4 protein-coding genes are annotated in these 8,729 nt (G+C 69.2%); 3 read left to right on the top strand and 1 reads right to left on the bottom strand.

All coding sequences use genetic code 11. The features are described 5' to 3' along the window. The 3 genes from QM624_RS14735 to QM624_RS14725 all read left to right on the top strand — a co-directional run. A partial coding sequence (locus tag QM624_RS14735) for a PTS sugar transporter subunit IIA (protein ID WP_415093105.1) occupies positions 1-726 on the top strand: 726 nt, incomplete at its 5' end. Between the two features lie 34 nt (positions 727-760). Further along, positions 761-2,164: a glycoside hydrolase family 1 protein gene (locus QM624_RS14730; protein ID WP_415093103.1), complete on the top strand. Its 1,404-nt coding sequence runs from the start codon at positions 761-763 to the stop codon at positions 2,162-2,164. 37 nt (positions 2,165-2,201) lie between these two features. Beyond that, complete coding sequence (locus QM624_RS14725) at positions 2,202-3,044, top strand: PRD domain-containing protein (RefSeq protein WP_415093101.1); 843 nt, start codon at positions 2,202-2,204, stop codon at positions 3,042-3,044. 1,072 nt (positions 3,045-4,116) lie between these two features. Here QM624_RS14725 and QM624_RS14720 read toward each other — a convergent pair. Continuing rightward, positions 4,117-8,727 (bottom strand): hypothetical protein, encoded by a 4,611-nt coding sequence (locus tag QM624_RS14720; protein ID WP_415093099.1) that lies wholly within the window; start codon positions 8,725-8,727, stop codon positions 4,117-4,119. Positions 8,728-8,729 lie beyond the last annotated feature (2 nt).

The raw sequence follows: 8,729 nt of genomic DNA, 5'->3' as shown, positions 1-8,729 counted from the left end.
GTCGCGGGTGGCGCGATCGGCGGCGTCTTCGCCGGTCTCGCCGGCGCCGGCACCACCGCCTTCGTGTTCCCGTCGCTGATCGCACTGCCGGCCTACCTCTCCACGCCGAACCTGCCGCTGTTCTTCATCGGCCTGGCGCTGTCGGTGGCGATCGGCTTCCTCGGCACCCTGTTCTGGGGTGTGAAGGATCCCGCTCCGGTGGCGGCGGCGTCCGAGGCTGTCGAGGTTCCCGCCGAGACCGCTGCGGCGTCCGCACCGGCCGCCGCCGGCACCGAGGTGATCGTCCGTTCACCGATGGACGGCACCCTGGTCGCCATCGGCGACGTCCCCGATCCGGTCTTCGCCAGTGGCGCGATGGGCGCGGGCATCGGTGTCGAACCGACGTCCGGCACCGTCTATTCGCCGGTCACCGGCACCATCATCGTGACCATGGGTTCCGGCCATGCCTACGGCATCCGGACGGACGAGGGCGTCGAGGTGCTCGTCCACGTCGGCATCGACACCGTCAACATGAAGGGCGAGGGTTTCGAGCCGAAGGTGGCCCAGGGTGACCGGGTCAGCGCCGGCGACGTGCTGGTCGAGGTCGATCTGGGCAAGATCACCGAAGCCGGGTATTCGACCACCACGGTGGTGATCATCACCAACACCGCCACCCAGAAGGGCGTCGCGCCGGGTTCGATGGGTGCCGTCAGCCACGACGACGCCGCGCTGATCGTCACGGTCTGACCGCAAGCGACGAAGGACAGGAGAGAATCAAGCCATGAGCACGACGTTTCCGGACGGCTTCCTCTGGGGCGGCGGCACCGCCGCCAACCAGCTGGAGGGCGCGTACGACGCCGGCGGCAAGGGTCCCTCGATCCAGGACGTGATGCCGCGCGGCATCGCGGCCCCACCGACCGACGAACCCACCCCTGACAACCTCAAACTGGTCGGCATCGACCACTACCACCGCTACGCCGAGGACATCGCGCTGTTCGCCGAGATGGGCTTCACGGTGTACCGGTTCTCGATCGCCTGGAGCCGGATCTTCCCCAACGGCGACGAGGAGACCCCGAACGAGGAGGGCCTGGCCTTCTACGACCGGCTGCTCGACGAGTTGGAGAAGCACGGCATCGAGCCGCTGGTCACGATCAGCCACTACGAGACCCCGCTGCACCTGGCCAAGACCTACAACGGCTGGGTCGATCGCCGGATGATCGGCTTCTACGAGCGCTACGCCCGCACCCTGTTCGAGCGGTTCGGCAGCCGGGTGAAGTACTGGCTGACCTTCAACGAGATCAACTCGGTGCTGCACGCCCCGCTGATGTCCGGCGGCATCTGGACGCCGAAGGAACAGCTCAGCGAGGCCGACCTGTACCAGGCCATCCACCACGAGCTGGTCGCGTCGGCGTCCGCGACGAAGATCGCCAAGGAGATCAACCCGGCCATCCAGGTCGGCTGCATGATCCTGGCCATGCCGATCTACCCGCTGACGCCCGACCCGGCCGACGTGCTGAAGGTGATGCAGGCCGACCACGGCAACCTGGCGTTCAGCGACGTCCATGTCCGCGGGGCGTACCCGGGATACTTCCTGCGCACCCTGCGGGACAAGGGCATCGAGCTCGACATCACCGATGCCGACCGGGAGACCCTGACCAATACCGTCGACTTCGTCTCGTTCAGCTACTACATGAGTATCTGCGAGGCGGCGTCCGGCGGCGAGGTCGGCCAGGGCAACATCATGGGCGGCATCAAGAACCCGAAGCTGCCGGCGTCCGAATGGGGGTGGCAGATCGACCCGGTCGGCCTGCGGATCGTGCTCAACCAGTTCTGGGACCGGTGGGGCAAGCCGCTGTTCATCGTGGAGAACGGTCTCGGCGCGAAGGACGAACTGGTCGAGGTGGACGGTGTGCCGACCGTCGAGGACGACTACCGGATCGCCTATCTCAACGATCACCTGGTGCAGGTGCGTGAGGCGATCGCCGACGGCGTCGAGCTGATGGGCTACACCTGGTGGGGTCCGATCGACGTGGTCAGCGCATCCACGGCGCAGATGTCGAAGCGCTACGGATTCGTCTACGTCGACCGCAACGACGACGGCAGCGGAACGCTGGCGCGGTACCGCAAGAAGTCCTTCGGCTGGTACCGCGAGCTGATCGCCAGCAACGGTGCGACCCTGTCCTGACCAGGGCTGATACGAGGATTCGAAGGGGGTGGGCGCGATGAAGGTACTGCGGGTGTTCAACAACAACGTCGTGCTCACCCGTGACGAACTCGGACGTGAAGTGGTCGTCACCGGGCGGGGCGTGGGGTACCAGGCCCGGCCCGGTGACGCTATCGACGAGGCGCTGATCGCCCGTCGGTTCGTGCCCGCCGACAACCCGGATTCGGTGGCGAAGGTGATCGCCGACATTCCGATCGAACGGCTGGCGCTGGTGGAGCGGCTGTTCACCGAGGCGCTGCGCGAGTTGAACGCGGTGCTGCCGCCGCTGGCGATCGTCGCGGTGGCCGACCACATCCATCAGGCGATCGAACGGGTGCGGCGCGGCGAGGTGATGGAGTACCCGTTGCGCGCCGAGGTGGCCCACCTGCATCCCGGGGAACTCGAGGTCGCCGAACATCTGCTGGCGAAACTGAACCGCCAGATCGAGACACCGCTGCCGAAGGGCGAGGCGATCGCGCTGGCGATGCATCTGTTCCATGCCGTCACCGGCAGCCCCAGCATGGAGCAGACCTTTCTGCAGTCCCGGCTGATCCGGCAGATCTTCGACATCATCGGGCAGGCCTACGGCGACGAGTTCGACCCCGATTCGATCGACGCCGCGCGTTTCGCCACCCACCTGCGGTACTTCTTCGCCCGCGCCCGGGCAGGCAAACAACTCTCCGGCGGTGCGCCCGCGGTCGCCGTCGTGGTCTCGGACAGCAACAGCCGGGCCTATCAACTGGCGCTGCGCATCAAAGCGGTGCTGGAACTGCGGCTGCAGCATCCGGTGACCAACGACGAAGTGGTGTACCTCACCATGCATGTGGCACGGCTCGAGACGGGTATGCGCACCCGGGCCTGAGTTGCGCCGGCTGGTCCGGACCGTTCGGCCGCTTCTGCTGATTGAGCTTGTCGAAATCCCTTGTCCCGAACGCTGTCGACCGACGGGCCGTGCTGACCCCTGGACGTGCGGAGAGCCGGGTCCTGGACGCTCCTCCTGCGTCCTGACCCGGCTCGATCCGTCTTCACCGCTGTGGGCAGTTCCCCCCACCGTTTCCGCGTCCCCCCGAACGCGGTCTCGGTAGCTGCTCTCTGTGGCGGCTTGGCCCCCCGACCTGAGAAGAACTTTGCCGGACCGTGCTCAACGGTTTGTAAAAGCAACCTCAAGGTGGCCCCAAGATCCGATGGGGATCGGATCCGTTGCTAGGCACCGTCATCCCGGACTTGATCCGGGATCTCATCCAGAGCGTTCGGCGGCGGAGATCCCGGCACCCGCCGGGATGACGACAAGCGTCCCCGGACATGCGAACCGGAGGGGAGCCGGGCCCGGAAGTCGACGGGCCTGACTACGACTGGCCGGCTCGGGAGCCGATGGCGGTTTGCAGAGCGGCAGTGGCACGGAAAGGTGTCAGTCAGTTGAGACGTCCGCCCATAACGGACGCGGACGCGCGGAGAGCCGGGTCCTGGGCGCTCCTCCTGCGTCCTGACCCGGCTCGATCCGTCTTCACCGCTGTGAGCAGTTCCCCCACCGTTTCCGCGTCCCCCCGAACGCGGTCCCGGTAGCTGCTCTCTGGCGGCTTGGCCCCCCGACCTGAGAAGAACTTTGCCGGACGGTCCTCAACGGTTTGTAAAAGCAACCTCAAGGTGAGCCCAAGGTCTGGTCGGGATCGCCCCTATTGCTCTGCGCCGGTCATCCCGGGCGTGATCCGGGATCGCCTCCGGAGCGTTTGCTGGGTGCTGAGATCCCGGCATCCGCCGGGATGACGACAGCCAGTCACGCCCGTCTCGCACATCCGGGGACGGTTCTTCGGCGTGCGATTTTCGAACGAGAAAGAACCGTCCCCCGACGTGCGAAATTCGAACGAGGAAGAACCGTCCCCCGACGTGCGAAATTCGGATGTGGAAGAACCGTCCCCGGAGGTGCGAGATGCCGGTCAGGCATCGCCCAACTCGAACTCGTCGGCGTAGATCAGGCGGTTCTCCCTTGTGGGAGGGCTGTTGGGGTCGCCCAGGTTCTCGGGGTCGCCGACGAAGGTCTCCCATTCCTCGATTCGGACGCGGTGGTCACCGGCGGTGGTCGGACGGGTGAACGGCAGGCCCTCGGGGACGTCCAGTTCACCGGTCCAGACCAGGTTGGCCAGCGAACCGGCGTAGCCACGCAACACCAGGTCGGTCTGTTCGAGCGTCTGCCAGGCCAGGTCGGAGGTCTGGCCGGCGTCCCGGTGCTGCAGTTTGGCCCGCAGCACCCGGTTGGCGCCGACTCCGAGCGCCAGTCCCGCGGCAGGATTCGCCGCGGTGATGCCGACCGGTGCGAACCCGCCTGCGGCGGGCAGGTCGTGCAGACCCGCCGGCCCCGACACCAGCACCCGGACGCGGCCCTCGGCCGTCCGGCTCACCGACGCCGTCCGCTCGGGCGGGATCTGGACGTAGTCGCACAGCACCGGCTTGGAGATGTGCCGACCGGGCACGCTGTACGGCTGGTAGCGGACCAGCGCCAGCTGCACGAACGGCCAGAACCGGGCCGGGAAACCGATGTCGACGAACCACTTGCGGCGGTCCTCGTTGTACTGCGGCCGGTACGGCACTACCCACACCTTGGTGTTCGGGTCCTCGGCACTCGGGTACTGCTCCGGTTTCCCGGACGGCCCCGCCACCGAGTCGTAGTCGTCCCAACCCACCGCGGCCAGGAACTGCGTCAGCTGCAGAACCTCGCGGTCCGCGACGGCACTGCCGATCCAGAACGGGTCGCCGCCCCACTGGCTGACCCGGGTGGTCTCGGGCCGGTCGCCGATCGCCAGCACCACACCGATCTGCTCGTCGGCGCCGGTGGTGAACCACGGCCGCTCCAGATACACCCGGACGCCGCTGCGCCGGGTCCGGCGCCGCGCCATCGGCTGCGCCGGCTCAGTGCCCTCCTCCCAGCGGAACAGCGGGATCACCGAATGCACCAGCGGCGGCGCCGGCAGCGAGGTGTTCGGCACGTGCACGTCCACTTCGGCGCTGACCGTGCTGCGTCCGTCGTCGATCGGCAACGCCGGATCGTCGGACGGCGGCAGCGGCGCCAGCTCGTCGGGGGAGAAGTACTCCCGGAACCGGGTGGTGGCCCGGAACCGGTAATGCACCAGCCGATGCTTGGTGTCGCCGAACTCGTGCACCGCCTGATGGGCGCGCAGGTGCCCGATCACGGCGTCGTCGTAGGTCTGGTCGGGGTGCCCACCCATCAGCACCGCGACGTCCTCCCACGGCTCGATCGCGGTAGTGGCCGCCACCTGCCGCTGGTTGGCCAGCGTGTGCCAGGCCGGGTCGGACAGGTCGTCGAGCACCTCGTCCCAGCGGGCGTCCACGATCAGCGAATCGGTGCTCGGGCCGTGCAGCTCGACGCCGCCGAGCAGCATCGCGTTGGTGGCGTTCTGCGCCCGGAAGACGGTGAACGCCACCGATTCCGGCGCCCGTACCGGACGCGGCACCGCATGCACCAGAGTGAGCGATTCGGACGGCGTCAACGCCCACAGCCAGCCCCTGGTGGCCGCGTCGAGCACCCCGGGCAGGTTCCGGATCGCGTCCGGCAGCTGCTGCCAGACCCCCATCACCGCCAGGTCGTCGAGCGTCAACGTGGACGACAGCCGGGTACGCAACGCGGTGCCGAGCGGCAGGGCCAGGGTGATCAGGTGCGGCGTCACCACACCGCCTAGTTCCTCGGCGCCACTCAGCACCAACCGGTAGCCGTCGATCGCCGGCCAGGTTCCGGCCTCGTCCGCGGACGCCACCGCACCCGGATAGCGGGCGGTGAACCCTTCGACGCCGAACGGCGGCACGATCGTCCAGTCCTTGCCGGCGTCCGGGAAGACGAAACCGAGGCCGCGGGCCAGCACATCGGGCAGGTATGGGGTGTGCACCAGGTCGGTGCCGTGCACCACGTACTGGCCCGGTCCGGGTGCCTCGCCGGGTGGCAGCGGCAGCGTCTTCAGCTCGCCGGGGGACGCTCCCGGCCCGTGCACCAGCTCGACGCCGTCCTGGGGGTCACGGATCGACGGGTCGCCCAGCCGGGGCAGGTCGAGGTCGAACAGGGTGCCCGATTCGCGGATCGCGGCATGCAGCAACCGGTTCACCGTGGCCGGGTCGGACGAGCCGATCGCGGCGTCGAACGCATTGTGCAACTCGGCCTCGAACTGGCTGGTCTTGGGCGGCACCAGATGCCGCTCGCAGGTCGCGAACCGGCCCGGGTGGGCGGCCGCGAACTGCTCGGGATCGGTGTGGCTGACCGCCAGGGTGGCCGGGTCCTGCTCGACGCCGGACCGGATCACCAGCACCTGGTTCGACTCGCCCTCGCTGTACAGCCGTCGGGGCACGATCGCCGGCGGCGGCACCGGCTGCCAGCGGACGTGCGCCACCTCAGGGGTGACCGCCAGCCGTTCGACGGTGAACAGATCGGCGAGGTCGGGGTTCAGTTCCAGCCCGGACGCCACCACGTCGGGGTTCAGCACCGCGGTCGCGGCCGGTGCCAGATCGTCACGGTCCAGCGCGGAGGCCAACGCGCCGCGCACCTCGGCCAGGGCGGACGGCACCGGCTCGGCGGCCTGCTCGCCGCGGACGACCTGGAGCCGTCCGACGATCTGCGGCAGCACCTGCGCCAACTGCAGCCCCTCGCCGCCGCCTGACGTCGGGAGCGGTTCGACGGCCCGGACGGTCTGGGCCAGCCCGCCCCGCAGTCGCTGCACGGACGCAGTGCCGAAGTCGGTCAGCTCGCGGAAGTCGGCGGTCGGCCGGGCTTCCGGCTGGGCGTCGGGTGGTGGCGGCTGGACCGGTTCGGCCTGCTGCTCACCGCCGGGGGGCGTGAGCCGGTGCGGCCGGGAGTTGCCGGCCAGGTCCACACCCCAGGCGCGGAAGCTGTATCGGCGTCCGAACCGCAGCCGGGGCAGCGTGCCGGGCGCGGCGCGCCGTTCGATGATCACCGGCGTGGACGGGTCGGCCGGCGGCTGCGGGTCGGTGACCACCTTCTCCTCGCCGCCCTCGTTCACCACCGGCAGCGCCGGACGGGCCGCGGACAGGCTCCAGCCGTCCCAGCCGAACACCGCCTCGTGGACGTGCACCGGCGCCTGGTCGGCCCCGGAATGGGTGGCGTTGGTCTCCTGCAGGAATGCGACGTCGTCGAACTCCAGGGTGCGGCCGTCGACCACCTCGGCACGGACCCGCACCTGGTGCAGCGAGCGCCACTTCTTGCTGACGTCGTCGTGCACCTCGACCCGGACGCCCTGCATCACGTCCTCGGTGGTCAGCAGCGGGGTGTTCGCCGCCGACTGGTTCGGCGGCTGGTCGCGCACCGAGTCGAGCAGGCCCCGCTGCCGCTCCATCGCCGAGGCGGTGGTGGCGGCGTTGTCCCGCCGGGCCAGAGTCAGCCCCGAGGACCGCAAAGCCGGGGGTGCGGCGTTGACCGGGGCGCCCTGCAGCGCTGCCGCGGCGGTGCGAAGGTAGGACGACAGGTACAGCTCGGTCTTCAGCGCGGCACCGTCGGCGTCCACGTCGAGCAGGTCGAAGGCGTCCGCGTTGCCGACCGGGAGCCGTCCGTTGATCCAGGCGGTCTCGTCCTCGGCCCGGGTGACCAGCGCCCGTCCGACCGCTCGGCAGGCGACCCTGACCACCTTCGTCGCCTCGGGACGGCCGTCGATCAGCACGCGGCCCAGCAGCCATTCGCTCTTGGCCAGCCGGGCGGCGTCCGCCTTCAGGTCGACCACCAGGCCCAGCTTGCGCTGTAGCGGACCGTGGTCGTTGATCAACGACACCCGGGCGTGGAAGTCGGGAATCTGCTTCTCGGGCGGCGGCGGACCCGGATTGTCCCGCTCCGGACGCGGCCGGTAGTCGGTCTCCTCCTCGGGATGGGAGTAGAACCGACGAGCCTGGTGCAACTCCAGGTTCGCCACCGCCATGGCGGCACCACCCGGCGCGTCGTCGATCCGCGGACGCAGCGTGAAGTACTCCCGCGGGCTGCCGAACTCGGACAGCGGGACGCCTTCGCGGACGTCGGCGTCCAGCCGTTCGGTCTGCTGGGTCTCGAACCGGCCGACGATCTCCAGCGGGTTGTTCTGGCGCCGGCCCTCGCCGCCGCCCAGCGCCCCGAAGACCTCCGTGCCGTACCAGGGCACCTGCTGCACCGTCGGCGGCTCGACGCCGTTGGCGACCGTCGAGTACAGGTTGACCATTTTCGCGATGGCGGTGGTCCGGCCCGGGTGGAAGGTGCGCCACGGGTGCTTCTTCCAGTCCGGCGGCACGTAGCTGGTGACCGGCGTCCGCTCCGGGAACACCTCCTCCCACAGGCCGTCCTCGAGCTTCTCCAGCAGCGGGGTGCACTCGATCTCGCCGTTATCGTCCTCGAGAACGAACTTGGCGTTGGCCAGGGCTTTCGGCCAGTGCAGGAAGAGTTCGGCGACCGCGAGGGTGTCGCGTGGATCGTCCACCTCGATGTCGGGGGCGATGAACAGCGACACGTGGAAATCGGCGTCCGGATCGCACGAATAGGGCAGTGCGACGACGGTGAACTGTTCGCGCATGG

The sequence above is a fragment of the Micropruina sp. genome, from assembly GCF_047606365.1.
GTDB lineage: Bacteria > Actinomycetota > Actinomycetes > Propionibacteriales > Propionibacteriaceae > Micropruina.
This window is presented reverse-complemented; position numbering and strand designations above follow the sequence as displayed.

Coding starts and splice junctions, on each gene's coding strand:
- QM624_RS14730 (WP_415093103.1), top strand. CDS start 761: ATGAGCACGACGTTTCCGGACGGCTTCCTCTGGGGCGGCGGCACCGCC.
- QM624_RS14725 (WP_415093101.1), top strand. CDS start 2,202: ATGAAGGTACTGCGGGTGTTCAACAACAACGTCGTGCTCACCCGTGAC.
- QM624_RS14720 (WP_415093099.1), bottom strand. CDS start 8,727: ATGCGCGAACAGTTCACCGTCGTCGCACTGCCCTATTCGTGCGATCCG.